The sequence below is a fragment of the Micromonospora sp. U56 genome (assembly GCF_018070095.1).
GTDB classification, from domain to species: Bacteria; Actinomycetota; Actinomycetes; order Mycobacteriales; family Micromonosporaceae; genus Micromonospora; species Micromonospora purpureochromogenes.
Map to the genome: position 1 here is coordinate 44,837 of NZ_JAGPYL010000018.1, position 22,477 is coordinate 67,313.

Annotated in this window: 25 protein-coding genes and 1 pseudogene; 12 read left to right on the forward strand and 14 right to left on the reverse strand. The window is 71.7% G+C overall.

Features of this window, described 5'->3' with window-relative positions; translation table 11 throughout:
- Nucleotides 1–120: 120 nt before the first annotated feature.
- From KBX37_RS09525 to KBX37_RS09535, 3 genes are read right to left on the reverse strand one after another with little or no spacing between them, the layout of a single operon-like run.
- Nucleotides 121–849 (reverse strand): thymidine kinase, encoded by a 729-nt coding sequence (locus tag KBX37_RS09525; protein WP_210775525.1) that lies wholly within the window; start codon nucleotides 847–849, stop codon nucleotides 121–123.
- Between the two features lie 43 nt (nucleotides 850–892).
- The gene (locus tag KBX37_RS09530) at nucleotides 893–2,281 is read right to left on the reverse strand and encodes an MFS transporter (protein ID WP_210775526.1); all 1,389 of its coding nucleotides are present in this window, start codon (nucleotides 2,279–2,281) and stop codon (nucleotides 893–895) included.
- Nucleotides 2,282–2,296: 15 nt separating this feature from the next.
- Complete coding sequence (locus KBX37_RS09535; protein WP_210775527.1) at nucleotides 2,297–3,064, reverse strand: glycerophosphodiester phosphodiesterase; 768 nt, start codon at nucleotides 3,062–3,064, stop codon at nucleotides 2,297–2,299.
- Between the two features lie 139 nt (nucleotides 3,065–3,203).
- Here KBX37_RS09535 and KBX37_RS09540 point away from each other — a divergent pair, with 139 nt between their 5' ends.
- Entirely contained in the window at nucleotides 3,204–4,034 is an 831-nt protein-coding gene (locus tag KBX37_RS09540; protein ID WP_210775528.1) for a hypothetical protein, read from the forward strand.
- 18 nt (nucleotides 4,035–4,052) lie between these two features.
- Here KBX37_RS09540 and KBX37_RS09545 read toward each other — a convergent pair whose 3' ends face one another.
- Nucleotides 4,053–4,895 (reverse strand): SDR family NAD(P)-dependent oxidoreductase, encoded by an 843-nt coding sequence (locus tag KBX37_RS09545; protein ID WP_210775529.1) that lies wholly within the window; start codon nucleotides 4,893–4,895, stop codon nucleotides 4,053–4,055.
- Nucleotides 4,896–5,019: 124 nt separating this feature from the next.
- The gene (locus KBX37_RS09550; protein WP_210775530.1) at nucleotides 5,020–5,796 is read right to left on the reverse strand and encodes a 1-acyl-sn-glycerol-3-phosphate acyltransferase; all 777 of its coding nucleotides are present in this window, start codon (nucleotides 5,794–5,796) and stop codon (nucleotides 5,020–5,022) included.
- Nucleotides 5,797–5,973: 177 nt separating this feature from the next.
- On the opposite strand from KBX37_RS09550, the gene KBX37_RS09555 reads away from it, so the two are divergent.
- The 3 genes from KBX37_RS09555 (at nucleotide 5,974) to eis (ending at nucleotide 9,707) form a co-directional block, all read left to right on the forward strand.
- Nucleotides 5,974–7,389 (forward strand): cytochrome ubiquinol oxidase subunit I, encoded by a 1,416-nt coding sequence (locus KBX37_RS09555; protein ID WP_210775555.1) that lies wholly within the window; start codon nucleotides 5,974–5,976, stop codon nucleotides 7,387–7,389.
- Between the two features lie 13 nt (nucleotides 7,390–7,402).
- Nucleotides 7,403–8,401, forward strand: a complete 999-nt coding sequence (gene cydB / locus KBX37_RS09560) for a cytochrome d ubiquinol oxidase subunit II (RefSeq protein ID WP_210775531.1) — start codon at nucleotides 7,403–7,405, stop codon at nucleotides 8,399–8,401.
- Between the two features lie 115 nt (nucleotides 8,402–8,516).
- Entirely contained in the window at nucleotides 8,517–9,707 is a 1,191-nt protein-coding gene (gene eis / locus KBX37_RS09565) for an enhanced intracellular survival protein Eis (protein ID WP_210775532.1), read from the forward strand.
- Between the two features lie 77 nt (nucleotides 9,708–9,784).
- Here the strand turns inward: eis and KBX37_RS09570 are convergent, their stop codons facing one another.
- From KBX37_RS09570 to KBX37_RS09585, 4 genes are all read right to left on the reverse strand, one after another.
- Nucleotides 9,785–10,309 carry a DUF4396 domain-containing protein gene (locus KBX37_RS09570; protein WP_210775533.1) on the reverse strand — a complete coding sequence of 175 codons (525 nt, stop codon included), beginning with the start codon at nucleotides 10,307–10,309 and terminating at the stop codon, nucleotides 9,785–9,787.
- Nucleotides 10,310–10,467: 158 nt separating this feature from the next.
- Nucleotides 10,468–11,151 carry a hypothetical protein gene (locus KBX37_RS09575; RefSeq protein WP_210775534.1) on the reverse strand — a complete coding sequence of 228 codons (684 nt, stop codon included), beginning with the start codon at nucleotides 11,149–11,151 and terminating at the stop codon, nucleotides 10,468–10,470.
- A 67-nt stretch (nucleotides 11,152–11,218) separates the two neighbouring features.
- Nucleotides 11,219–11,677 (reverse strand): peroxiredoxin, encoded by a 459-nt coding sequence (locus KBX37_RS09580; RefSeq protein WP_307849013.1) that lies wholly within the window; start codon nucleotides 11,675–11,677, stop codon nucleotides 11,219–11,221.
- A gap of 47 nt (nucleotides 11,678–11,724) precedes the next feature.
- Nucleotides 11,725–12,468 carry a patatin-like phospholipase family protein gene (locus tag KBX37_RS09585; RefSeq protein ID WP_307849014.1) on the reverse strand — a complete coding sequence of 248 codons (744 nt, stop codon included), beginning with the start codon at nucleotides 12,466–12,468 and terminating at the stop codon, nucleotides 11,725–11,727.
- 165 nt (nucleotides 12,469–12,633) lie between these two features.
- Between KBX37_RS09585 and KBX37_RS09590 the strand changes: the two genes are divergently transcribed.
- The 3 genes from KBX37_RS09590 to KBX37_RS09600 all read left to right on the forward strand — a co-directional run bounded on the left by KBX37_RS09590 (nucleotide 12,634) and on the right by KBX37_RS09600 (nucleotide 14,958).
- On the forward strand, nucleotides 12,634–13,362 hold the full coding sequence (locus KBX37_RS09590; RefSeq protein ID WP_210775535.1) for an SDR family NAD(P)-dependent oxidoreductase: 729 nt from the start codon (nucleotides 12,634–12,636) through the stop codon (nucleotides 13,360–13,362).
- A 241-nt stretch (nucleotides 13,363–13,603) separates the two neighbouring features.
- A complete protein-coding gene (locus KBX37_RS09595) occupies nucleotides 13,604–14,413 on the forward strand; it encodes a metalloregulator ArsR/SmtB family transcription factor (protein WP_307849015.1) in 810 nt (269 codons plus the stop codon).
- Nucleotides 14,414–14,448: 35 nt separating this feature from the next.
- Entirely contained in the window at nucleotides 14,449–14,958 is a 510-nt protein-coding gene (locus KBX37_RS09600; protein WP_210775536.1) for a hypothetical protein, read from the forward strand.
- 113 nt (nucleotides 14,959–15,071) lie between these two features.
- On the opposite strand, the gene KBX37_RS09605 is transcribed toward KBX37_RS09600, so the two are convergent.
- The gene (locus KBX37_RS09605; protein WP_247657506.1) at nucleotides 15,072–16,232 is read right to left on the reverse strand and encodes a trans-acting enoyl reductase family protein; all 1,161 of its coding nucleotides are present in this window, start codon (nucleotides 16,230–16,232) and stop codon (nucleotides 15,072–15,074) included.
- Here KBX37_RS09605 and KBX37_RS09610 point away from each other — a divergent pair.
- From KBX37_RS09610 to KBX37_RS09630, 5 genes and pseudogenes are all read left to right on the forward strand, one after another.
- Nucleotides 16,231–17,187 (forward strand): helix-turn-helix domain-containing protein, encoded by a 957-nt coding sequence (locus KBX37_RS09610; RefSeq protein WP_210775537.1) that lies wholly within the window; start codon nucleotides 16,231–16,233, stop codon nucleotides 17,185–17,187. The genes KBX37_RS09605 and KBX37_RS09610 overlap by 2 nt on opposite strands.
- Nucleotides 17,188–17,705: 518 nt before the next feature.
- Nucleotides 17,706–17,933, forward strand: a pseudogene (locus tag KBX37_RS34340) (ATP-binding protein); the annotation flags it as partial.
- A gap of 8 nt (nucleotides 17,934–17,941) precedes the next feature.
- Complete coding sequence (locus KBX37_RS09620) at nucleotides 17,942–18,139, forward strand: hypothetical protein (RefSeq protein ID WP_210775539.1); 198 nt, start codon at nucleotides 17,942–17,944, stop codon at nucleotides 18,137–18,139.
- Nucleotides 18,140–18,265: 126 nt separating this feature from the next.
- Nucleotides 18,266–19,051 (forward strand): maleylpyruvate isomerase N-terminal domain-containing protein, encoded by a 786-nt coding sequence (locus KBX37_RS09625; RefSeq protein ID WP_210775540.1) that lies wholly within the window; start codon nucleotides 18,266–18,268, stop codon nucleotides 19,049–19,051.
- A gap of 70 nt (nucleotides 19,052–19,121) precedes the next feature.
- Nucleotides 19,122–19,631, forward strand: coding sequence for a hypothetical protein (locus tag KBX37_RS09630; protein ID WP_210775541.1), 510 nt, complete (start codon nucleotides 19,122–19,124; stop codon nucleotides 19,629–19,631).
- 162 nt (nucleotides 19,632–19,793) lie between these two features.
- Here KBX37_RS09630 and KBX37_RS09635 read toward each other — a convergent pair whose 3' ends face one another.
- From KBX37_RS09635 to KBX37_RS09650, 4 genes are all read right to left on the reverse strand, one after another.
- A complete protein-coding gene (locus KBX37_RS09635; protein WP_210775542.1) occupies nucleotides 19,794–20,102 on the reverse strand; it encodes a hypothetical protein in 309 nt (102 codons plus the stop codon).
- Between the two features lie 102 nt (nucleotides 20,103–20,204).
- Nucleotides 20,205–20,996, reverse strand: coding sequence for a hypothetical protein (locus KBX37_RS09640; RefSeq protein WP_179804798.1), 792 nt, complete (start codon nucleotides 20,994–20,996; stop codon nucleotides 20,205–20,207).
- 21 nt (nucleotides 20,997–21,017) lie between these two features.
- Complete coding sequence (locus KBX37_RS09645) at nucleotides 21,018–21,620, reverse strand: TetR/AcrR family transcriptional regulator (RefSeq protein ID WP_210775543.1); 603 nt, start codon at nucleotides 21,618–21,620, stop codon at nucleotides 21,018–21,020.
- Between the two features lie 408 nt (nucleotides 21,621–22,028).
- Nucleotides 22,029–22,394, reverse strand: coding sequence for a discoidin domain-containing protein (locus KBX37_RS09650; RefSeq protein WP_210775544.1), 366 nt, complete (start codon nucleotides 22,392–22,394; stop codon nucleotides 22,029–22,031).
- Nucleotides 22,395–22,477: the final 83 nt, after the last annotated feature.

Consider the following 22,477-nt stretch of genomic DNA (forward strand, 5'->3'; position numbering starts at 1 on the left):
TCGAAGCAGTATCCCGAATCGATGAATCGATGACCATAGTCCTCGTGGGCGCACCCTCAGCCGGTACCCGACCGGGGCAGCCGATCTGACCCCCCGGCCCGGCGGCCGTCGTCGGCGCGGCTAGGAGCGCGGGCCCAGGTCGCCGGAGCGGTAGTGCCGCCGGCAGAGCACCTGGTAGCGCACCTGGTAGCGCACCTCGGCGCTGTCCGCGGTGTCGCCGATGACAACCTGCGCGCCCTCGCGGACCACCCGCCCGTCGACCACCCGGGCGTTGAGCAGTCCCTCCCGGCCGCACCAGCAGAGTACCTCGATCTGGATCCGGGCCACCTCGTCGGCCAGCTCGAACAGCCGCTGGGCGGCGGGGAAGAGGCAGGACCGGAAGTCGGTGGCCAGGCCGAAGGCGTAGACGTCGACGTCGTAGCCGTCGACCAGTTCGGCCATCTGCTCGACGTGCTCGACGTTGTAGAAGGACGCCTCGTCGCAGATCAGGTAGTCGACGCGTACCCCCTCGGCCCAGGTGTCGCGGACCAGTGTCCGCAGGTCGAGGGAGTCGGTGACCTCGACGGCGGAGTGGGCCAGGCCGATGCGGCTGGTGACCTGCGGGCCCAGCGACCGGTCGATGCGGGTGGTGACCAGGCCGCGGCGGCCCTGCCGGGCGTGGTTGTAGTTCATCTGCAACGCCATGGTGGACTTGCCGCAGTCCATCGGCCCCCAGAAGAACTTCAGGGCGGCGGCGTGCAACGGCCGCCCGTCGACACCGCGGGCGGCGGCGCAGCCGATGCCGTTCTCGTCCGGGCCCGGCAGGGGTCGGGCCAGGCAGGTGGGGGCGGCAGCGGCGTCGTCGGTCACGTCGGGGCAGCCTAGTCCATCGAGGCGCCCCGATCGGTTCGGCTCAGAGCACCTTCGGTGGGGTGTTGCCGGCCGCGAGGATGGCCCGGCGGATCGGCACGGCGGCCAGCAGCGCGAAGCCCAGCACGAAGAAGATCAGCAGTGAGACCAGGCCCACCCGGTAGGAGGCGGTGAGCTGGAACACCAGCCCGAAGGCGAGCGGCCCGAGCCAGCTGGTGCCCTTGTCGCTGATCTCGTAGAAGCCGTAGTACTCGCCCTCCTTGCCGGCGGGGATGAGCTGGCTGAACAGCGACCGGCTCAGCGCCTGGCTGCCGCCGAGGACCAGGCCGATCGCCGCGCCGAGGGCCATGAACGGCAGCGGCGCCTCGGCGGGCAGCCGGAACGCCGCGATGATCACGCCGGTCCACAGCACCAGCGACAGCAGCACCGTCTTCCACGCGCCGATGCGCCGGGCCAGCGCGCCCAGGGCGAGCGCCCCGCCGAAGGCGAGGAACTGCACCAGCAGGATCGTCACGATCAGGGTATCCTGCTCCAGCTTCAGCTCCTTGGTGCCGTACTGGCTGGCGAGGGTGATCACGGTCTGGATGCCGTCGTTGTAGACCAGGAAGGCGAGCAGGAAGAACAGCGTCAGCGGGTACGCCTTGATCTCGCGCAGGGTGCGGCCGAGCTGCCGGAAGCCGTCGGTGAGCACGTTGCCGCCGCCGGCCAGCGCCGCGGCGGTGGGGTGTTCGCGCAGCCAGCGCAGCGGCACCAGGGTGAACACCGCCCACCACACGCCGGCGGACACGATGGACCAGCGGGCCAGGTCCAGGGTGCGCTGCGGGTTGCCCTCCTCGCCGAGCGACCTCACCGCGAGCAGGTTCAGCGCCAGCAGCACGCCGCCGCCGAGGTAGCCGATGGCCCAGCCGCGGCTGGAGATGCCGTCGCGTTCGTCGGGGCCGCCGAGCTGCGGCAGGAACGAGTTGTAGACGACCACCGCCGCGCCGAAGGCGATGTTGGCGATCAGGAACAGCGCGCCGCCGAGCAGGTACCGCTCGCCGGTGACGAGGGCCATCGCGATGGTGGCCCCCGCGCCGGTGAACGCCGCGCCGGCGAGCAGCCGCTTCTTGTGCGTCGACCGGTCGGCGATCGCCCCGATGACCGGCAGCACGAAGACGGTGAGGAACACCGACAGCGAGATCAGGTACGGGTAGTAGGAGCCGGCGGCGACCCGGATGCCCAGCGGGTGCACGTACCCGTCGCAGCTGTCCGCGCCGAGTTCGCAGCCGGCGGCCAGCTCGGTGACGGTGGTGAGGAACGGGCCGAGGAAGACCGTGATGACGGTGGTCTGGAACGCCGAGTTGGCCCAGTCGTAGAGGTACCAGCCGCGGCGTTCCCGGCGGGTGCTCGCCGGCGCTGGGTCCTGCACCGCGGGGGTGACGGTCTCGGCCATGGGGTTCCTCGGTGTTCAGGCGGCCCAGTGGCCGCGGCTGCGGTAGACGTCGCGCAGCACGCCGACGTGATCGGTCATGATGCCATCCACCCCAAGATCAAGTAAGTCGTGCATCTCGGCAGGTTCGTCGATCGTCCAGACGTGCACCTGCAGCCCCAACCGGTGGCAGTAGGCGAGGAACCGCCGGTCCACCACCGGCACCCGCCCGTAGCGCGGCGGCACCTGCGCGGCCACCACCGACGGCGGCAGCCGCAGCCGCCACCCGTGCAGCGACGCCACCCGCAGCCGGGCCACCCCGCGCATGCCGAGGCTGGTCGCGACCCGACCCTCGGTCAGGGCCCGCAGCCGGATCAGCCGGGCGTCGCTGAACGACGCCAGCAGCACCCGGTCGGCCGCGCCCGCCCGGGTCACCGTCTCGACCGTCGGCGCGACCCCGCCGTCGGCCTTCACATCGATGTTGAACCGCACCCGCGGCCACGCGGCCAGCACCTCCTCGAGCCGGGGTACGAGCGCCGCCCCGCCGACCCGCACCGACGCCAGGTCCGCCCAGCGCAGGTCGGCGATGCGCCCCCGCTCGCCGGTGATCCGTTGCAGGGTGGCGTCGTGGAAGACCACGGCCACCCCGTCGGCGGTGCCGTGCACGTCGGTCTCTACGTACCGGTAGCCGAGGCCGACGGCCCGGGCGAACGCCTCGACGGTGTTCTCGTCGCCCTCGGCGGCCCCGCCGCGGTGGGCGAAGGCCAGCGGCGCGGGCGCGTCGAGGTAGCCGTATCGGGTCAGCACGCAGCGCAGTATGCCCCGCCCCGGTGGCCCGCGGACGACCGGCCGGCGAGCACCCCGTGTCGCCGGTCGGGCCACCCGGTACGGTGCCCTGCGACGTCGCGGCGCGCCCGCCGCGACCGGCGTGAGGCGGGGGAGACGCGTGCGGCCCGGCATCCTGTTCGTCACCGACCTGGCCTACCCGGCGCAGGGCCGCCGCTACGGCGACGAGGACGTCTTCCTGACCTCCCGGCTGCGCGAGGACTTCGACCTGGCGCTGTGCCATCCCCGCGACGCGGCCGCCCTGATGGACCGCTTCGACGCGGTCGTGGTCCGCAACAGCGGCCCGGTCCTGGCCTACCGGGAGGCGTACGAGGCGTTCCGCGCCGCCGTGCTGGCCGGGGGCGTGCGGGTGTACAACCCGCTGACCGGCCGGGGCGACATGGCGGGCAAGCGGTACCTGGTGGAACTGACCGCCGCCGGCGAGCCGGTGATCCCGACCGTCGACCGGCTCGCCGACGTCGACCGGCTGCCGCCGACCGACGAGTACGTGCTCAAGCCGGTCGCCGGCGCGGACTCCGTCGGCCTGCGGATCGTCGCGCGCGACCGGCTCGCCGAGGCGGTCGACGGGCAGTCGCTGATCCAGCCGCGGGTGCCGTTGCGGTACGAGGTGTCCTTCTACTTCGTCGACGACGCCTTCCAGTACGCCCTGCACGCTCCCGACCCGCGGCGGCGCTGGGCCCTCGCGCCGTACGCGCCGACCGGGGCGGACCTGGACTTCGCCCGCCGCTTCGTGCGCTGGAACACCCTCGCCCACGGCGTGCAGCGGGTGGACGCCTGCCGCACCGTCGACGGGAGGCTGCTGCTGGTGGAGCTGGAGGACCTCAACCCGTACCTGTCGCTGGACCGGGTCGCCGCCGACGTGCGGGAGGGGTTCGTGGCGGCGCTGACCACCTCCCTGCGCCGCTTCCTGGCCGCCGGCCAGGGTCTTTGACGCAGGCCCTGAGGCGGGTCAGCGCAGCCAGCCGGAGGTCAGGTCGGTGACCGCCGTCCCGGCGAGGTCGGCCAGTTTCACCCGGACGAACTCCCGCGCCGTCGTCGAGGTCTGCGTGCGCGGCGACGGGGTCGGGCCGGTGACGGCCGCGACGACGACGGTGGCGGCGTCCGCCGGGGACTGCGCCGCCGCGAAGACCCCGGCGCCGCGGTCGAGGTACGCGCGCAGCGCCGGCCCGTACACCCCGGCCCGCTCGATCGCGCGGTCCCGGTCGACGCCGACGTTGGCGACGAACTCGCTGGCCACCGCGCCCGGTTCGATCACGGCGACGGTCACCCCGACACCCGCCGCGACCGGCGCGAGGGACTCCATGAACCCCTCCACGGCGAACTTCGCCGCGCAGTACGCCTCGTTGAACGGCTGACCGACCACCCCACCGACGCTGGTGACGGTGACCAGCCGGCCCCGACACGCCCGCAGGTGCGGCAGCGCGGCCCGGCTGACGTGCAGCACCCCGAAGAAGTTGACCTCCATGACGGCCCGTACGTCGTCGACGGTCTCCTGTTCCAGGGTGCCGACGTGCCCGGCGCCGGCGTTGTTGACCACCGCGTCGAGCCGCCCGTACGCGGACACCGTCTCGGCCACGGCGGCGGCGGCCGCGTCGGCGTCGGTGACGTCGAGCCGGCGTACGTCGATCAGGTCGGCGACCCCGGCGGCGTCGGCGGCCTCGCGCAGCCGGTCGGCGCGACCCGGGTCGCGCATGGTGGCCACGGTGCGCCAGCCGGCGCGCGCGCAGCCCAGCGCGATCTCCAGCCCGATCCCGGTGGAGGTGCCGGTGACCAGCACCGTCTGCTCGCTCATGCCCTGCCTGCCTTCCCTCGCCGTTGCCTACCGGGCAGACTCTCACCGTTGGCGTGCGCTCGAAGGCAAATCCACCCGGCCGGCACCGACTCCACCCGCGCAGTCGGGCGAGCAGGCGGTGGGGTCAGCCCGGCGGGCGGCGGCGGTAGGCGCGGCTGGTGTCGACGGGGCGGCCCGGGTCGACGTGGCGGGGGCGGTCCGGCTCGTCGCGGCGCAGCGGCGCCAGGGTGTCGGTGATCGCGTCGATGATCCGGTCGGTGCCCCGCCGGGCGGCGCCGGGTGCGCCGTGGGTCAGGTCGTGCAGGTCCAGCGGGTCGCCGAAGCGCACCCGGATCACCGGTCGGCGCAGCAGCGACCGGGCGATGCCGGGCAGCATGCCCTCAGGTGTCCGGTAGGGCAGCACCTCGTGCGAGCCCCACTGGGCGACGGGGATGATCGGGGCGCCGCAGGCCAGGGCGAGCCGGGCGGCGCCGGTCTTGCCCCGCTCGGGCCACAGGCCCGGATCGAGGCCGATGCGGCCCTCCGGGTAGACCAGCACCACCGAGCCGCGCGCCACGGCCGCGGCGGCGTCGTCGAGGGCCCGGTGCACCCCGGCGGTGCCCCGGTCGACGCGCAGGTGCCCGGCGTGGCGCATCAGGGCCCCGATCACCGGGGCGCGGAAGAGCCCGCCGGTGGCCATGATCCGGGGGGCGATGCCGCGGGTCTGGCAGGCCGCGGCGAGGACGGCCGGGTCGAACGGGCTGATGTGGTTGGCGGCCAGGATCAGCGGGCCGCGGCGCAGGTGCTCGGGCACGTCGCCGCTGACCTCCAGCCGGGCCAGTAGGGCGACGAGGAGGCGGGCGAGGACCTGTACGGCGCGCCAGAACAGCGGCGGCCGCCAGGTGGCGGTCGGGGTGTCCATCAGTGCTGGATGGTCGCACGCCGCCGGGTGAGGGCGGGCACCGATCCCGGGTCGGGTGGCAGAGGTGATCAGGGTCATTGGTCCCGGGGCGGGTCGGGACCCCCGGCCCTGCCCCCATCTCTACGACGCGCAGTAGTATTTACTACGTCTCGTAGTATGAAGAGCTGGGGGTTACTGGTGGACGCGTTGGACGTCGCCCGCTGGCAGTTCGGTGTCACCACCGTCTACCACTTCCTATTCGTGCCGCTGACCATCGGCCTGTCGGTGCTGGTGGCCATCCTCCAGACGCTGTGGCACCGTACCGGCAACGAGCGCTACCTCAAGCTCACCAAGTTCTACGGCAAGCTCTTCCTGATCAACTTCGCGATGGGTGTGGTCACCGGCATCGTGCAGGAGTTCCAGTTCGGCATGAACTGGAGCGACTACTCCCGCTTCGTCGGCGACATCTTCGGCGCCCCCCTCGCGATCGAGGCGCTGGTCGCGTTCTTCCTGGAGTCGACCTTCATCGGCCTGTGGATCTTCGGCTGGGACCGGCTGCCCAAGCGGGCGCACCTGGCCAGCATCTGGGCCGCCGCGATCGGCACCAACCTCAGCGCCTACTTCATCCTCGCCGCGAACTCGTTCATGCAGAACCCGGTCGGCTACTGGATCAACCCCGACACCGGTCGCGCCGAACTCACCGACTTCCTCGCCGTGCTCACCAACAAGGTCGCGCTGATCACCTTCCCGCACACCCTGGCCGGCTCGTTCCTGGTCGCCGGCTCGCTGGTGGTCACCGTCGGGCTGTGGCACGTGATGCGCAACCGCGGCAGCGCCGACACCGGGGCGTACCGGTTCGCCACCAAGTTCGGCTCGTGGGTGGTCCTGGTCTCCGCCACCCTGGTCGTGATCACCGGCGACATCCAGGGCAAGATCATGACGCAGGTGCAGCCGATGAAGATGGCCGCCGCCGAGGGTCTCTACACCACCGAGAGCCCCGCCTCGTTCTCCGTGCTCACCGTCGGCAGCCTCGACGGCAGCCGCGAGCTCTTCGCCATCAAGATCCCGTACCTGCTGTCGTACCTGGGCACCGGCGACCCCAACGGCACCGTGCACGGCATCAACGACCTGCAGGCCCAGTACGCCAGCCAGTACGGCGCCGGCAGCTACACCCCGATCATCCCGGTCACCTACTGGAGCTTCCGCTTCATGATCGCCTTCGGGCTGGCCGCCGCCGCGATCGCCCTGCTGGTGCTCTGGTCGCAGCGCAAGGGCCGCACCCCCACCAGCCGGTGGCTGCTGCGCGCCGGCCTGGTCATGCCGGTGCTGCCCCTGCTCGCCAACTCCTTCGGCTGGATCTTCACCGAGATGGGCCGCCAGCCCTGGATCGTCTTCGGCGAGATGCTCACCCGCGACGGCGTGTCCCGCAGCGTCTCGCTGACCGAGGTGCTCACCTCGTTCACCGCCTTCACCCTGATCTACGCCACCCTCGCCGTCATCGAGTTCAAGCTGCTCGTCCGCTACGCCCGCGCCGGCGTGCCCGACCTCACTCCCGATCCGGCGATCGACGACAGCCACGACGACGCCGAGCGCCCGCTCGCCTTCGCCTACTGACCCGGAGCCCACCGTGGAACTGACGACCGTCTGGTTTCTCCTCGTCGCCGTGCTCTTCACCGGCTACTTCATCCTCGAAGGCTTCGACTTCGGCGTCGGCATGCTGCTGCCCGTGCTCGGCCGCGACGACCGGGAACGCCGCGTCCTGATCAACACCATCGGCCCGGTCTGGGACGGCAACGAGGTCTGGCTGATCACCGCCGGCGGCGCCATGTTCGCCGCCTTCCCCGAGTGGTACGCCACCCTCTTCTCCGGCTTCTACCTGCCGCTGCTGCTGATCCTGCTCGCCCTGATCGCCCGGGGCGTGGCCTTCGAGTACCGGCACAAGCGCCCCGAGGCGTCCTGGAAGCGCCGCTGGGACACGGCGATCTTCGTCGGCTCCGTCGTACCGGCGGTGCTGTGGGGCGTCGCCTTCGCCAACATCCTGCGCGGCGTGCCGTTGGACGCCGACCACGAGTACGTCGGCGGCCTGGTCGACCTGCTGCACCCGTACGCGCTGCTCGGCGGGGTGACCACCGCGGCGCTGTTCCTCACCCACGGCGCGGTGTTCCTCGCCCTGAAGACCACCGGCGAGATCCGGCAGCGGGCCGGCGCGCTCGCCGTGCGCCTGGGCGCGGGCACCGCGGTGGCCGCGGTGGCGTTCCTGACCTGGACGCTGAGCATCCGCTCCAGCACCGCCGCCGTCGTGTTCGCCGTCGGCGCGGCCCTGGCCCTGCTCGGCGCGCTCGCCGCCGCCCGGGTACGCCGGGAGGGCTGGGCGTTCACCGGCACCGCCGTGGCGATCGGCCTGGCCGTGGCGACCCTGTTCGCGGCGCTGTTCCCGAACGTGCTGCCGTCCACCCTGGACGCCGCCGGCACGCTCACCGCCACCAACGCCGCCTCCACCCCCTACACCCTCAAGATCATGACCTGGGTGGCGGTGGTCTTCACCCCGATCGTGCTGGCCTACCAGGGTTGGACGTACTGGGTGTTCCGCAAGCGGATCGGGGTAGTGAACATCCCGCAGCACTGAGAACCTGCGGGGGCGCGGGACGCGGGGCCGGGCGAGGGGGTCGCACCGGCCCCGCGGGCTGTTCCCCGCCGGAAAATCCGCCCACCCTCAAGATCCGCGCCGCTATGGTGGGCCGATGGCCGGCCCCCCGCACGTGCGTGAGCTCACCGTCGACGACCTCACCGACGCCTGGCACCTGGGTCGGCGCGCCTTCGGCTCCGACCCGCAACCGGCGCCGCACGCCACCGTCGCGGTGCCCGGCCTGACCCGCTACGGCGCCTTCGACGACACCGGCCGGCTCCTCGGCAAGGCCGTCGACCTGCACCACGAGCAGTGGTGGTCCGGGCGGGCCGTGCCGGCCGCCGACGTCGCCGGGGTCGCCGTCGCCCCCGAGGCCCGCGGCCGGGGCGTGGCCCGCGCCCTGCTCACCGGCCTGCTGCGCGGCGCCCACGAGCGCGGCGCCGCCGTCAGCGCGCTGTTCCCCACCGTCACCGCCCCCTACCGCGCCTGCGGCTGGGACGTCGCCGGGGTGATGCGCACCGTCGACGTGCCCACGGTGGCGCTGCCCCGGCACCGCCCGGCGGCGCACCTGAGCGTCCGCGCGGGCACACCCGACGACATGCCGGCCGTCGTCGCCCTCTACGAACGCCTCGCCCGGGACCGGCGCGGGCTGCTCACCCGCCGCGGTGACCTCTTCGACCTGGACACCACCGCCGACACCCTGCCCTTCGACGGGCTCACCCTCGTCGAGGACGACGGGCACCTCGTCGGCTACGCCAGCTGGGACCGCGGCCGCGGCTACGGCGACGACGCCGTGCTCACCGTCCACGACGTCCTCGCCACCACCGCCGACGCCGCCCGGGAACTCGCCGGCGTCCTCGCCAGCTGGCACAGCGTCACCCCGACGGTGCGGCTGCGCCTGCTCGACGGCGACGCCGTCAGCGCGCACCTGCCGCTGGAAGCCGTCCGCGAACACGAGCAGGAACCGTGGATGCACCGGCCGGTGGACGTCACCCGCGCCGTCGCCGCCCGCGGCTGGCCCGCCCACGCCCGCGGCACCGTCGAGTTCACCCTCACCGACTCACTCGCCGACTGGAACACCGGCACCTGGCGGCTGGCGGTCGCCGACGGCGCCGCCGAACTCACCCGCGTCACCGCCGAGGTCGACCTGCACCTGTCCGTACGCGGCTTCGCCCTGCTCTACAGCGGCGCCAGCACCGCCGCGTCCGTCGCCGACGCCGGCCTGCTGCACGCCACCGGCACCGACCCGCGCGCGCTGGACCTGCTGGCGGCCGGGGGAGCGGCGCAACTGCTCGACTACTTCTGAGCTCGCAGGGCATCCCGGCCGGCGCGAACGGCGGCCGGGCCGCCCACAGGTGGTGGCCCGGCCGCCGTCATGCGGGGTCAGTGCGCGTGGTGGTAGGCGTGGACGACCGCGTGGCCCTTGCCGCGCGAGATCAGCCACCGGTTGACCGGGGTGGTCAGCAGGAACGCCACCAGCAGCGCGAACGCCAGCGACGCCCAGAACACCCAGCTGGTCAGCCCGGCCTCCATGGCGCCCGGCACCGCGAGCATCACCGCGTTGTCGAGGATCTCCATCACCGCGATCGACACGGTGTCGGCGGCCAGCGCCACCTTCAGCGCGGTACGCCCGTCCACGCCGGCGCGCAGCACGCCCCGCATGGTCAGCGCGTAGCCGAAGACGAACGCCAACGCGACCGCGAGGACGACGGTGGGCAGGGCGGACCAGCCCAGCGCCGTGCCGATGACCATGCCGAGCACCTCGCCGATCGCGCAGCCGGTGAGGCAGTGCAGGGTGGCCTGCGCGGCCGTGGTCCACGACGTCGCCGCCGCCGTGCCCGGCGAGGCGGGCGGGTGGTGGCCGTGGCCGGCGGTGGCGGGCGGGTGGTGACGGGTTCCGTGGTCCATGACGGGACCTCCCTTCGGTGCCACCGACCATACCCCCCAGGGGTATCAGTGGGAAGGGTCGGGCGAGTGAGCCGGGTGACAACACCACCGCCCGGCGACCGGCGGCGCGCCGCACCCTCGCCGACGTGAGCCGGGATGCGGCGCGCCGCCGGCACCGGTCAGCGCGCCTCGCGCAACTCCGCCAGCCGCGCCTCGATCTCCGCCAGCTCCGCGCGCAGCTTCTCCGCCTGCTGCTCCGCCTCGGCCCGCTCCGCGGCCATGATCTGCTCCACCGCCTCGTGCACCCCCGGAACGTCGACCAGCGCCACCATCCTCAACGCCTCCGCCGGCTTCACCACGTACGGCTTCGCCAGCGCCTTGGCACCTTGCTGCGCCGCCACCGTCCACTCACCGTCGGCGTACGCCAGGGTCACCGTCAGGCCCGCCGGGCCCTTCGGCTTCGCCGCCTTCACCGCCCGCCGGGCCGGCTTCGCCTCCACCTGCTGCTCCACCTTCGACTCCTCCCGACGCGGCGCCGGCACCCGGTCCAACACGAACTCCGGCTCCGCCGGCGCCGCCGGCGGCTGCTCCACCTCCGGCTCCGGCTTCGGCTCGGCCACCTTCCGCCCCGTGCCCCGGGGCGCCACCGCCACGTCGGCGGGGGAGAAGGGCAACTCGTCGCGGCCGAAGCGCACCACGACGAACTCCTCGGACACCTCGGGGTCGGTCAGCTCGACCACCTGGCCCACCTGCCCGGCGATCTGCCCCGCCGACGCCGTGAACACCACCTTGGGCTTCCGCCCGGCGGCCAACGCCTCCCGGATGCCGTGCACCTCGTCCTCGGACAAACCCTGGCCCGCCATCACAGCCCTCTTCCGTACATGTGTTTGACAGCTGTCTTGATACCAGCCGGCCCCGACAACCGGAAGATCAACCCCCCAGCGCCCGCAACGCCCCGTCGGCGTGCTCGTTCATCCCCAACTCGTTGTGGATCACCGCGAGCACCCGCCGGTCCGCTCCGATCACGAACGTCATCCGGCGCATGCTCAATGGCCCCAACGGCAACCGCCGCCGCACCCCGAACCGCTGCGCCACCACACCGTCGACATCCGACAGCAGCGGATAGTCGAACCCGTGCCGCCGGGCGAACTCCGCCTGCTTCTCCACCGGATCCCGGCTGATGCCCACCCGCTGCGCGCCCACCGCCGCGAACTCCGCCGCCAGATCCCGGAAGTGGCAGCTTTCCGCCGTACACCCCCGCGTCATCGCCGCCGGGTAGAAGAACAGCACCACCGGCCCCGCCGCGACCAGCTCCGACAGCCGCCGCGGCGTACCCGTCTGGTCCGGCAGCTCGAAATCCTCCACCAGGTCACCGACACCCACACCCACCGCGCACCTCCACCGATCGACCGACGACGCGCGGTGAGCCTAAGCGATCAGCCCCACACCCCGGCCACGTCGGCGGCAACCGCCTCGGCCTGCGCGAACCCCGCCCGCGCCGCGGCCGCCCGCCGCGCCGGATCCAGCATGTTGCGGCCGATCGCCGCCCGCGCCGCCCGATCCGGTGACACCACCGCCACCCGCGCCACCGACCGCAACGCCGCCACCTGCGCCGACAGGCGCGGCATCGGCCCGAACCCCGACGTCACCGGCGCCAGCACCACCACCCGCTCCGCGCCCGCCGCCAGATCCGCGTTCACCACCGACCGCACCCCACCGTCGACGTACCGGCGATCCCCGATCGTCACCGGCGGCCACACCCCCGGCACCGCGCAACTGGCCCCCACCGCGTCCACCAACGACACCCCACTGGCCGCGTCGAACACCACGAACTCACCCGAGATCGCGTCCACCGCCGTCACCAGCAACCGCCGCGCCGGCCACTCCCGCGCCGGCAACCGGGCCTCGATCACCGCCCGTCGCGACGCCTCCGACGGGGTACGCGCCGCCACCGCCATCGCCCCCACCCGCGTCCGGGCCCGCACCGCGTCCCGGGTACGACCACCCGCCCACACCAGCCGCGCCACCGCCGACCACCCGAACCGCGCCGCCACCTCACCCGTCGGCGCCGCCAACTGCGCCTGGTACGACTCGCGCACCGGCCGCCCCGAACACAACTGCGCGCCCACCACCGACCCGGCCGACGTCCCCACCACCAGGTCCGCGTCCGCCAGCACCACCCCCCGCTGCGCCAGGCCCGCCAGCAGCCTTCACTCCCAGGCCACCCCGGTCACCCCGCCGCCGCCCAGCACCAACGCCCGCGTCATGTGTGACCACCCTCTCCGTGACCGGCCCGTGCCCGAAACGGTAGCGTCGCCACCACACGGGGGCAGGGGAGCGGTCCATTGAATGCGGTCACGGTCATCACCGGCGGCAGCCGCGGCATCGGCGCCGCCGTCGCCCGCCGCCTCGCCCACGACGGCCACCACATCGCCATCGGCTACCGACGCGACCACGACGCCGCCGCCGCGGTGCTGGCCGACGTCCGCGCCCTCGGCCGCCAGGCCGTCGCCGTACCCGCCGACACCACCGACCCCGACCAGGTCGCCCGGCTCTTCGCCGCCGCCGCCGACCTCGGCCCGCTCACCGGCCTGGTCAACAACGCCGGCGTCACCAGCCCCATCGGGGCCTTCACCGACCTGCGCCCCGACGACCTGCGCCACGTCGTCGACGTCAACCTCATCGGCTACGTCCTCTGCGCGCAGCAGGCCGCCCGCCGCCTCGGCACCGGCGGCGCCATCGTCAACATCTCCTCCGCCGCCGCCACCCTCGGCAGCCCGGGGGAGTACATCCACTACGCCGCCGTCAAGGCTGCCACCGACACCCTCACCATCGGCCTGGCCAAGGAACTCGCCCCGCACGGCATCCGGGTCAACGCCGTCGCCCCCGGCCTCATCCGCACCGACATCCACGCCCTGTCCGGCATGCCGGACCGCCCCGACCGCAACGCCGGCCGGGTGCCGATGGGCCGACCGGGCGAGCCCGACGAGGTCGCCGGCGCCGTCGCCTGGCTGCTGGGCGCCGACGCCTCCTACACCACCGGCGCGGTGCTGCGGGTCGCCGGCGGCATGTGAGCCGAGCCCCGGAGCGACGCCCCCGGGGCTCCGGGGGTGTGCCGGACGTCGAGTGCGGAAAGCATGCTGCCTCCTCTCCGGTGAAGGGGTGAGAAGCCTTCCCGATTCGTGCCCCCCGGCCCGTGCTCGACGGTCGATCCGCTGAGCCGACCGGCCATCCGGGGGCAGTGCCTTCACCCGCATCCCGGGCGCTGAGCGCTCGTCGTTGACTTAGGCAGGCATATGCCTGCATGATGGCTGGGTGAGTACCGACGCGAGCGGGATGGACCCGGCCTTCAAGGCACTGGCCGACCCCACCCGACGGCTCCTGCTCGACCGGCTGCGGGAGCAGAACGGCCAGACGCTGCGCGAGCTGTGCGAACACCTCGACATGGCGCGCCAGTCAGCGACGCAGCACCTGGACATCCTGCAGCGGGCCAACCTCGTCACCGTCGTCCGGCGCGGACGCGAACGGCTGCACTACCTCAACCCCACACCGATCCACGAGATCGAGCAGCGCTGGATCTCCTCGTTCGACAAGCCCCGCCTGCAAGCGATCAGCGCCATCAAGAACCAGGCAGAGGAGTACGCCATGACCACCGAACCCACGCCCGTGCCGACCTACGTCTACACCACCTACATCCGCGCCACCGCCGAGCAGGTGTGGCAGGCCCTCACCGACGCGGACCTGACGGCGCGCTACTGGGGGCACGCCAACGTCTCGGACTGGCAGCCGGGCTCGACCTGGGAACACCGACGCGCCGACGGCTCAGGTGTCGTCGACGTCGTCGGTGAAGTGATCAAGGTCGAGCCCCCGACCCGCCTGGTCATCACCTTCGACGACGCCCCCGCCGCCGAGCTGCCACGAGAACCGTCGGTCGTCACCTTCCTGGTCGAACCGCACCACGACATCGTCCGCCTCACCGTGACCCACGAGAACCTCGCCAACCTGGCGATGCACGACGGGATCTCCCGCGGCTGGCCGGCAGTGCTGGCGAACCTCAAGTCACTGCTCGAGACCGGCGACGTCCTGCCACAGGCGCCATGGGAGATGTCCCCGGCGCACACCTGAGCCGGCAGATCCCCAGCCCCGGAAAAGGAGACACGATGGACACCACGCCGCTCCGGGACGCGTACCGCGCGCTGCTGGACGCCGCTGCGACCGTGGCCGGCTCCGGCGGTACGAGCCCCGTCCCACCGGCCGGCGAGTGGAACGCCGATCAGATCCTGGCGCACGTCGCCCTCGTCAACGCCGCCACCATCGCCGCCGCGTCCGCCGTCGCGGCGGGAACGAACACGACGTACGACAACCGCATCGCGCTCGACCCCTGGACCATCGAGCGCGTCATCACCCTCGCCAGCGGCAACGCGGGGCTACGCGAGCGCATCCGCTGCCAAGGGGACGCCCTCTGCGCACTCGGCGGGCCCGGGCTGAGCGAGGCCGAACTCGACACCCCGGTGCCCACCCTGCTCCTGTCCAACGGCACCGTCCTGGTCGATCAGCACCTCCCGCTGAGGGACCTCATCACCGGGCTCGCCGGCGTGGAGCTCCCCGGCCACACGCAACAGCTCCTGGCCCTGCTGCCAGCCGGCGTCGGGGCCGACGTCACGACGTAACCGTCCCGACGGACAGCCCAGCCACCGACCGGCGTCCCGCCAACCTCTGTCGCTCGTGACGGTGCGGCACGCCGACATCGGGGGACTGTCCGGCTGTCACCTGCGGCCGGCGATCAGGCGAACTGCGGCGCGCGAGACTCGTGGACCGGGTCGAGCGAGATGTGCGCGGACAGCGCGCGGAGGAAGTCGGGCGCGTCGAAGATCTCGCCGGCGGAGGCGACGCCGCTCGTCCTCGTCTGACCGCCGAGAATGCGATGGACCGCTTCGACCGCCAGCGGTGCGCTGATGGCGTAGATGTCCTGACCGCTGGCGACGACCCGTCGTTGCGTATCGCCGGAGCGCACGATGACGTCGACGGTGAACGTCTGCGCGGACCGGCCGAGCTCGTCGACCGCGGTCGGTGCCGGTGTGCCCGGAGCGGCCAGGTCCCTGGCGGCGTCGGTGGTCATGTACGTGCGCACCTCGGGGATGGACAGGTGACTGGGTACGGTGACGACGTCGGCCATCGTGAACCCGCCGAGGACCCTCCGGCGGCCCACCGGAGCGGGAAAGTCCCAATCCAGGGTCGGCAGGTCCCGCTCGTCGATGTAGTACTCCAGCCGGCCACCGGTGTAGCGGACACGTTGGCCAGCGCGCCGTTCCCGGGAGACGGTGCCGGAGACGAGGGTCCCGGCCGTGGGGTGCCAGCTGCTCAATCCGTACGCGACGTGCGCCTCGTCGGCCGCCACCCAATCGCCCATCGCCGTCGTGACCAGCAGATCGCCCAGTCCGCCGAAGAAGGCCATCGCCGGGACCACCGCGACGCCCGCGGTCCGAGCGCGGTCGGTGAAGTGTGTGAACGTGTCGAGGTTGGCCTCGATCTCGGCCGCCACATCCACGTACGGGACCCCGGTGCGCAGGGCGGCCTCGATCACGGGGCCCGCGGTCGAGGCGAACGGGCCGGCGCAGTTGACGACCGCCGCCACGCCCTTCAAAGCCTGGTCGAGCGAGGCCGGATCGTCGACCGACGCCACCCGGTACTCGAGCCCCGGATGCGACGCCGCCAGCGCCTCGAGCTTGCCCGCGTCGCGACCGAGGAGAAGCGGGACGAACCCGCGATCGCGCAACTCCGTCACCACGAACCGCCCGGTGTGTCCGTACGCCCCGAACACCGCCACGGTCTGACTCGAACCCATCTGCAGTTCCTCCTCGGAAGATCGACTAGACAGATCCTCCATCAGTGGCCAGCCCCGGAGTAGTGTCTGGAACGCCATGCCCCATACAATTTCGGACATGGCCACTGTCGCACTCGCCGCCACCGACGCGATGCTGCACTTCGAACTCGCCATGGCCTGCGAGGTCTTCGTCCGCGACCCCTCCGGCCTGGCAGACCCGTGGTACGACCTCGTGGTCTGCGGCCCGGGCCCGGTCCGGATCGGCCGATTCCAGATGGAACCCGACGACGGGTTGGACCGACTCGCCCGCGCCGACACCGTGATCATCCCGGCCGTGGAAGACATCGACGCGGACGTGCCACCCGACCTGCTTGACGCCGTCCGCGCGGCCCACGAGGCGGGCGCTCGGCTGGTCTCGCTGTGCACCGGTGCGTTCGTGCTGGCCGCCGCCGGGGTGCTGGACGGGCTGCGCGCCACCACCCACTGGGCCCACACCGAGGCGCTGGCCGCCCGCTATCCCCGGGTGAAGGTCGACCCGGACGTGCTTTACGTCGACAACGGCAACGTGCTCGCCTCTGCCGGCAAAGCCGCCGCGATCGATCTGTGCCTGCACCTGATCCGCCGCGACCACGGCTCGACGGTCGCCAACGCCGTCGCCCGCCGCCTGGTCGTGCCGCCGCATCGCGCCGGCGGCCAGGCCCAGTTCGTCACCACCCCGGTGCCCGCCCGCGACGACCATCCCCTCGCCAACCTGTTCCCCTGGGCGATGGAACGGCTGAACCGTCCGCTGACCGTCGAGGACCTGGCTCGCCAGGCGAACATGAGCTCGCGCAACCTGGCCCGCCAATTCAAGTCGGTAACCGGCACCACCCCGCTGCAGTGGCTGTCGACGCAGCGGATCCGCCGGGCCCAGGAGCTACTGGAGAACAGCGACAACAGCATCGACGCCATCGCCGAGGCGGCTGGCATGGGGACCGCCACGACGCTGCGCCGACACTTCCACCGCACCGTCGGTGTACCTCCGGACGCCTACCGCCGCACCTTCCGCAGCACCGGGCTTTCGTCAGAACCGTGATCACCGTCCGATCGACGGCCTGACAGGGGGAGCGGTGCTCTCCTGCGCATCGAGCGGTCAGAAACCGGTGTGCGCGTTCGTTGCTCCAGTCGTCGGTTACCTCGCGCCACTTCGCTCGCGTCTGCCAGGGCGCAGCCGGTCTGCGGTCTCTGTCGGCATCGCCACTCGGCACCAGAACGGTGAAGGCAGCTCGACCCGTGTCGCGTCTCATTTGACCTGAGCCAGCGGCGTAGCACCTGAGCTGCACTGGCTCAAGAGTTTGAGAATCGGCGCGGAAGCATGTTCTCATTATCTTGAGCCAACTTGTGGTGCTTCGTCCAAGCCAGCGGCGCAGCCTTGATACCGGAAGCACCCTCCGGGGAACTGCTACTAGCCGATCCTGCCCAGCAGCATCAGTGAAAGCCCGCAACACGGACGGGATTCCAGCCAGCGGTCGGCTGGGCCGCGACGGCCCGACTGTCGAGACGAGCTGCTTGCCCACTTACGGCCGATCCACCGTGAGAACTCTGCACTCGTACGGCGCCGAGTTGCTGTTCCAGGTACTGACTGAACGCGAGGAGACCAACTCGGTGGCGTTCGCGTCCAACGAGTCGTTCTCCGGCTGGACGAAAACCTTCACCGACCCTCGCCTCTGGGCGGCGATCGTCGACCGGCTCACCTTCGGCGGCAACATCATCGAGACCGGCACTGACTCCTACCGCTTCGCCCACGCTCACCAGAAGAACCTGGCCATGGCCGCGGACTGACCCACGCCATGAGCGACCCGGCCATCCCCCCACCAGCCGAACGGGCCGCGCTCAACGCCGCCCTGCTCGCCACCGGCGCCGAGACCGGTTTGTGGGACGACACCGGCCGCCCCGCGCCCTGGCCCGACGACATCGAGGAATGGACACCCGCAACAGAGAATCCGCCACCCGGGCACCCCAGCGTGAGCGGTGCTGTTGCCTTCTGAGGATCGCCGATCTGAGGAAGGGGCGCCCACGCGTCATCCAAGGGCACGTATCAGTGCCGGGGCGGCCGCCGCGTCGGCTGCAAAATGCGCTGTCCGGTCGTCGGAGCACAGTGATAGAAAGCCGGGGTGCACAAAATTCTCACGTTCCCTGATCATCTGCGGCTGATCAACGAACGGTCGACCGCCTTCCGCGCTGCGGTCGCCGCGGCACCCAGCCTCGACCTGCAGGTGCCGACCCATCCCGAGCGGACGCTGTTCGATCTCGTGCAACACGTGGGCATGGGCCGCCGCAAATCAGCCGCCATCGTCGCCGCAGGGCCCGCAGACGCGCCCCCGGAGAAGTCGGCTTGGGAGGACGGCATGGGTGCGCCTCGGGAACGCGAGGCTCTGCTGGCCTGGTGGACCGAGTCCGTCGAGCAGCTGACGAACGCGCTGCGTGAGGCCGGCCCGGACCGCGGTTGTTGGACGTGGTGGGGCGACTCGCCGTCACCGCAAACCTCTGGTGCATGGGCGCGGCGCCAGGTTCCCGAGATCGCGGTGCACACCTACGACGCCCAGCTCACGGTGGGTGCCCCGCAGCCGCTATCGGAGGAGGTCGCCCTCGACGGTTTCGACGACTGCCAGTTCACCCTCTGCGCGACGACGGTCGCCTGGCCACACGACCCCGCCATCGTCGATTACCACGCCACCGAGGGCCACTCCTGGCGCCTTCGGCTTTCCCACGACGGCGCACAGGTCGCCCACCTCACGCCCGCTGCCGGCGAGGCCCCCGACACGGCCGACGCCTCCGCCCGGGGCACGGCCAGTGACCTGGTCCTGTTCTTCTACGGCCGCATACCGCTGGATTCGCTGAAGTTCGAAGGCGACCGTCGTATCTTCGATCAGCTCGTAGCCTGGGACCCGTCCGTGTGACAACCGACGACATGCGATCTCGTGCACCCGGAGGCCGAGGCCGCAGCGAAGTCGCAGGTATCCGGCTCGGGTGGCTGCGCTCGTGAACAACGTGGATGTGCTCGTCCTGCATGGATCGCCGGGCTCGGGAAAGTCCACCCTGTCGGGTGCCATAGCGGACCTGCTGCGTGAGTCCGGTTTGGCGAACGCGGTGATCGACCTCGATGACCTCACCATGGTCTACCCGCACCCCGAGCGGTCTTTCGCGCGCAACAATCTCAGGGCTATCTGGCCCAATTACGCGACTATGGCGGATTTGCGGCTCGTCATTCCCAGTGTTATCGCGGACGAGGACGAACGGGTGCAGCTTCGCGCTGCCGTGCCGGGCTCACGCGGCTGCGGGCAGGCTGCGGGCCTACTGTTCAAGGGCGAGAGGCGCACCTGCGGGCGGCTCGCGCTCGACTGGGGACAGTGGGGCGCGCGCTCATGGGCCGACGGTACCGATGCCGGCCGACACTCCACACCGGCGCCTGAGCGCGGCCTCGACGAGCAGGTCGCCAATCGCACCGTCGCAGCCTTCGCCGTTAACCCACGGATGTAGTTCCAGCAGAGGCGTTGATGCAGTTCACGACGGGGTACCAACCGGCGGTGGCTGCACAGTGCACGGTTTGCCCGGCCAGTAGGGCCCGCACGAGTCGGGGACAACAGATCACCTACCCTGGCCGCCACTTTGGTTGCCTGCGGCACAGTTCCCCGTTGCGCCCTACTTTCTGTTCCAGACCGCATTCTGATCGGTGCTCGGGTCCTTCATGGTGAGGTTCTTGCCGTCGGCGCTCAGCGTGCCGTCCACCGAGTACTTGGTGATGCCGCAGTCGAACTCGAACCGGTACGCCCGTTTGCCCTGACTCTTGGTGGCGCCGGTGCATGAGATCCGCACACTGGCCGACAGTGAACCGTCGTCGCGCACGGTCATCGTCCGCGAACCATTCTCCGCCATGACCCAGGTGCCCGCGAGTGACGGTCCGTCGCCACCTCCGCAGCCAGTCGCGAACAGCGCGACGCCGAACGCCAATCCGGCCAGTCTCCAGCGAGTACGCACGTCTACCCCTGACCGGGCCGGGGCGGTCGTCCGGCCGGACGGCCGCCCCACACCGAGGAAGCCTCGCAGCGTTCTTCAGGCGGCGCTCGGCGCCGGAACACTCCGCCTGGTCGTGAGCGGGAAGGCGCGTGCCAGCAGCCCAGCGAGCCCTCGCGGATGGAAGACGGTCACCACAAGCACGGCACAGGCAAGCAGTCCAGGCAGCACGCCGAGGGTGCGCAGCGCGACCGTGGCGACGGCGGCCGTACCGAGTCCGAGGCTGAAGGGGACGACCAGCAGCAGTGCGCCCGCCCGCGCCCGGGCGAGCCCGTCGCCGGCCCACCACCCCGCTTGCAGCCACAGCATCGTCGGGATCAGGACCACGCCCATCCCGTACAGGGTGAGCGCCACCGGGCTGGTGAGGAACCCGAGCGGATCGAACTCGCCGGCCCGCCATGCTGCCGTGGTGGGCGCGAAGAACCGCCGGTACCCGGTGCCGTCCCAGCCGTACGCCAGCACAAAGAACATCGCGAAGTAGCCCAACGGCATCTGCAACCACGAGAGGTACCGGTGCCCGCTACGCCACAGGTGCCGGGCCACGCAGTACCCGACGATCCCCTGGGTCACGTTGGTCATCGCGAAGGTGGCGACCAACCAGGCTGGCAGGTCGGCGGTCGTCGGCGCGGCGTGCATGGTCTCCCAGCCGGTGAACTGCCACACCAGCCACAGCCCGCTCGGGGCGAAAACACACGACAGGAACAGCACTGTCGTGGTGAACCGGCGGTCGGACAACAGCGGGCGGACCGGTTCGGCGACGGCCGCGCGGGCGGCCGCCGTGCCGAACCCCGCGCCGATCGCGTACGACCAGAAAACGTCTACCTGGACCATGCCGCTCCTCCTGGGCTCTCCCTAACGGGCGATTCCGTCGAACATCAGCGCGACGACGGCACGAATCCACCGGTCGCGCAGCCGCTGCGGATCATCGGTATGCGTAACCTGGGCGGCACCCTCGAAGATCATGCCGTTGATCACTCGCGCGGTCGTGTCCACGTCCAGGTCGGGGCGCAGGAATCCCTTGGCCACCCCGTTTCGGAGGTACGACGCGGTGTACTCGGCGAACATCTCGTGGGCGGCGCGCAAGCGCTCCCGCAGTTCGTCGTCGACGGCGCCGAGGTCGTAGAAGACCAGCCGGCCGAGTGCCCCGTCGGCGACGAACAGCTCGTACAGCCGGTGGCCGAGGCGCTCCACCTGTGCCCGGTACTCGGCCAGGGACTCCGTGGCCGTCGCGTCCTCCGCCATGACCACCGCAGCGATTCGCTCGAGCGCCCGGTCCAGCACCGCAGCGGCGACGTCGCGCTTGTTCTCGAAGTACCGGTACACGGTGCCGTGCGCGATGCCCAACTCCCCGGCGACGTCGGCGATGCCGGCGGCGGCGTAGCCCTTGCGGGCAAAGATCGAGTGGGCCGCGTCGAGGATGGACTCCCGGCGGTTAGGGTCAGCGGTACGGGCCATAAATGAATGACACGTCATTCCCTTAACCCGCGCAACCTCCTGCGATGGTGCGTGGCAACGGATGTCGCGGGGTTGACCTGGGTCGATGGATGCGAGAAGCCGCCACGGCGGACGCCATCCGCCAAAAGTCCCACCCAAGCCCGAGCGCGGCATCATCCATGTGCTCTCCAACGCGCCGGACGGCCCGCTCAACCCTGTCCCTGTGCCGGGCAGGATGAGCGGGCCGGATCCGGCTCAGGCGAAGTCGAACACGAGCGGGAAGGCGAGGACGACTGTCCAGGCCCAGACGGCATGACGATCACGTAACGGGTCTGCCAGTGTTCCAGGCGGGCGAAGGGCAGGCGGCCACGCACGAACCCGAGGAACAGCCATGCCGACCACGCCAGGTTGGTGAGCAGGATGACGTTCTCACCCAATGCCGCGGTCTTGTTGGGGGACGTTCAGCCGCACGTACCGGCCGCTCGCCGACACCGGGTGGTTGCTGACGTCGGCGGTGTTGCCCCGGGCCGGCACCACGGTCGTCCAGCTCGAACCGTCCGTCGACACCTGCAGGTCGAAGTCGCGGGTGTTCCAGGCGCTGTCCTCGCCGCCGGCGCCGGCGTGGCGCAGGGTGAACTTCACCTGATACACGGTCGCGGCGTGCACCGCGTCACGGCCGCCGTCTGCCTTGCCCAGCGGCATGGCCCGCAGGCCCGGTCCCAACGAGTGCGCCAGCAGAGCCTGGATGAGTTGCTGGAACTCCCGATCTCCCAGGTCCTCATATCGATAGCGCATGCGGGCGATCTTCGCACATATGTGCCGACAGGCGGTGCCTGCCGCGCCGCCCCAGCCACACCCTGGGCTGCGCTGCAGCGCAG

What these genes read in the sequence shown, in the direction of transcription:
- KBX37_RS09550 (WP_210775530.1), bottom strand. Translation starts at nt 5,796, where the DNA reads ATGGACACCCCGACCGCCACCTGGCGGCCGCCGCTGTTCTGGCGCGCC.
- KBX37_RS09610 (WP_210775537.1), top strand. Translation starts at nt 16,231, where the DNA reads ATGGCCACTGTCGCACTCGCCGCCACCGACGCGATGCTGCACTTCGAA.
- KBX37_RS09570 (WP_210775533.1), bottom strand. Translation starts at nt 10,309, where the DNA reads ATGGACCACGGAACCCGTCACCACCCGCCCGCCACCGCCGGCCACGGC.
- KBX37_RS09640 (WP_179804798.1), bottom strand. Translation starts at nt 20,996, where the DNA reads ATGGTCCAGGTAGACGTTTTCTGGTCGTACGCGATCGGCGCGGGGTTC.
- KBX37_RS09545 (WP_210775529.1), bottom strand. Translation starts at nt 4,895, where the DNA reads ATGAGCGAGCAGACGGTGCTGGTCACCGGCACCTCCACCGGGATCGGG.
- KBX37_RS09650 (WP_210775544.1), bottom strand. Translation starts at nt 22,394, where the DNA reads ATGCGCTATCGATATGAGGACCTGGGAGATCGGGAGTTCCAGCAACTC.
- KBX37_RS09620 (WP_210775539.1), top strand. Translation starts at nt 17,942, where the DNA reads ATGAGCGACCCGGCCATCCCCCCACCAGCCGAACGGGCCGCGCTCAAC.
- KBX37_RS09600 (WP_210775536.1), top strand. Translation starts at nt 14,449, where the DNA reads ATGGACACCACGCCGCTCCGGGACGCGTACCGCGCGCTGCTGGACGCC.
- KBX37_RS09530 (WP_210775526.1), bottom strand. Translation starts at nt 2,281, where the DNA reads ATGGCCGAGACCGTCACCCCCGCGGTGCAGGACCCAGCGCCGGCGAGC.
- eis (WP_210775532.1), top strand. Translation starts at nt 8,517, where the DNA reads ATGGCCGGCCCCCCGCACGTGCGTGAGCTCACCGTCGACGACCTCACC.
- KBX37_RS09645 (WP_210775543.1), bottom strand. Translation starts at nt 21,620, where the DNA reads ATGGCCCGTACCGCTGACCCTAACCGCCGGGAGTCCATCCTCGACGCG.
- KBX37_RS09605 (WP_247657506.1), bottom strand. Translation starts at nt 16,232, where the DNA reads ATGTCCGAAATTGTATGGGGCATGGCGTTCCAGACACTACTCCGGGGC.
- KBX37_RS09575 (WP_210775534.1), bottom strand. Translation starts at nt 11,151, where the DNA reads ATGGCGGGCCAGGGTTTGTCCGAGGACGAGGTGCACGGCATCCGGGAG.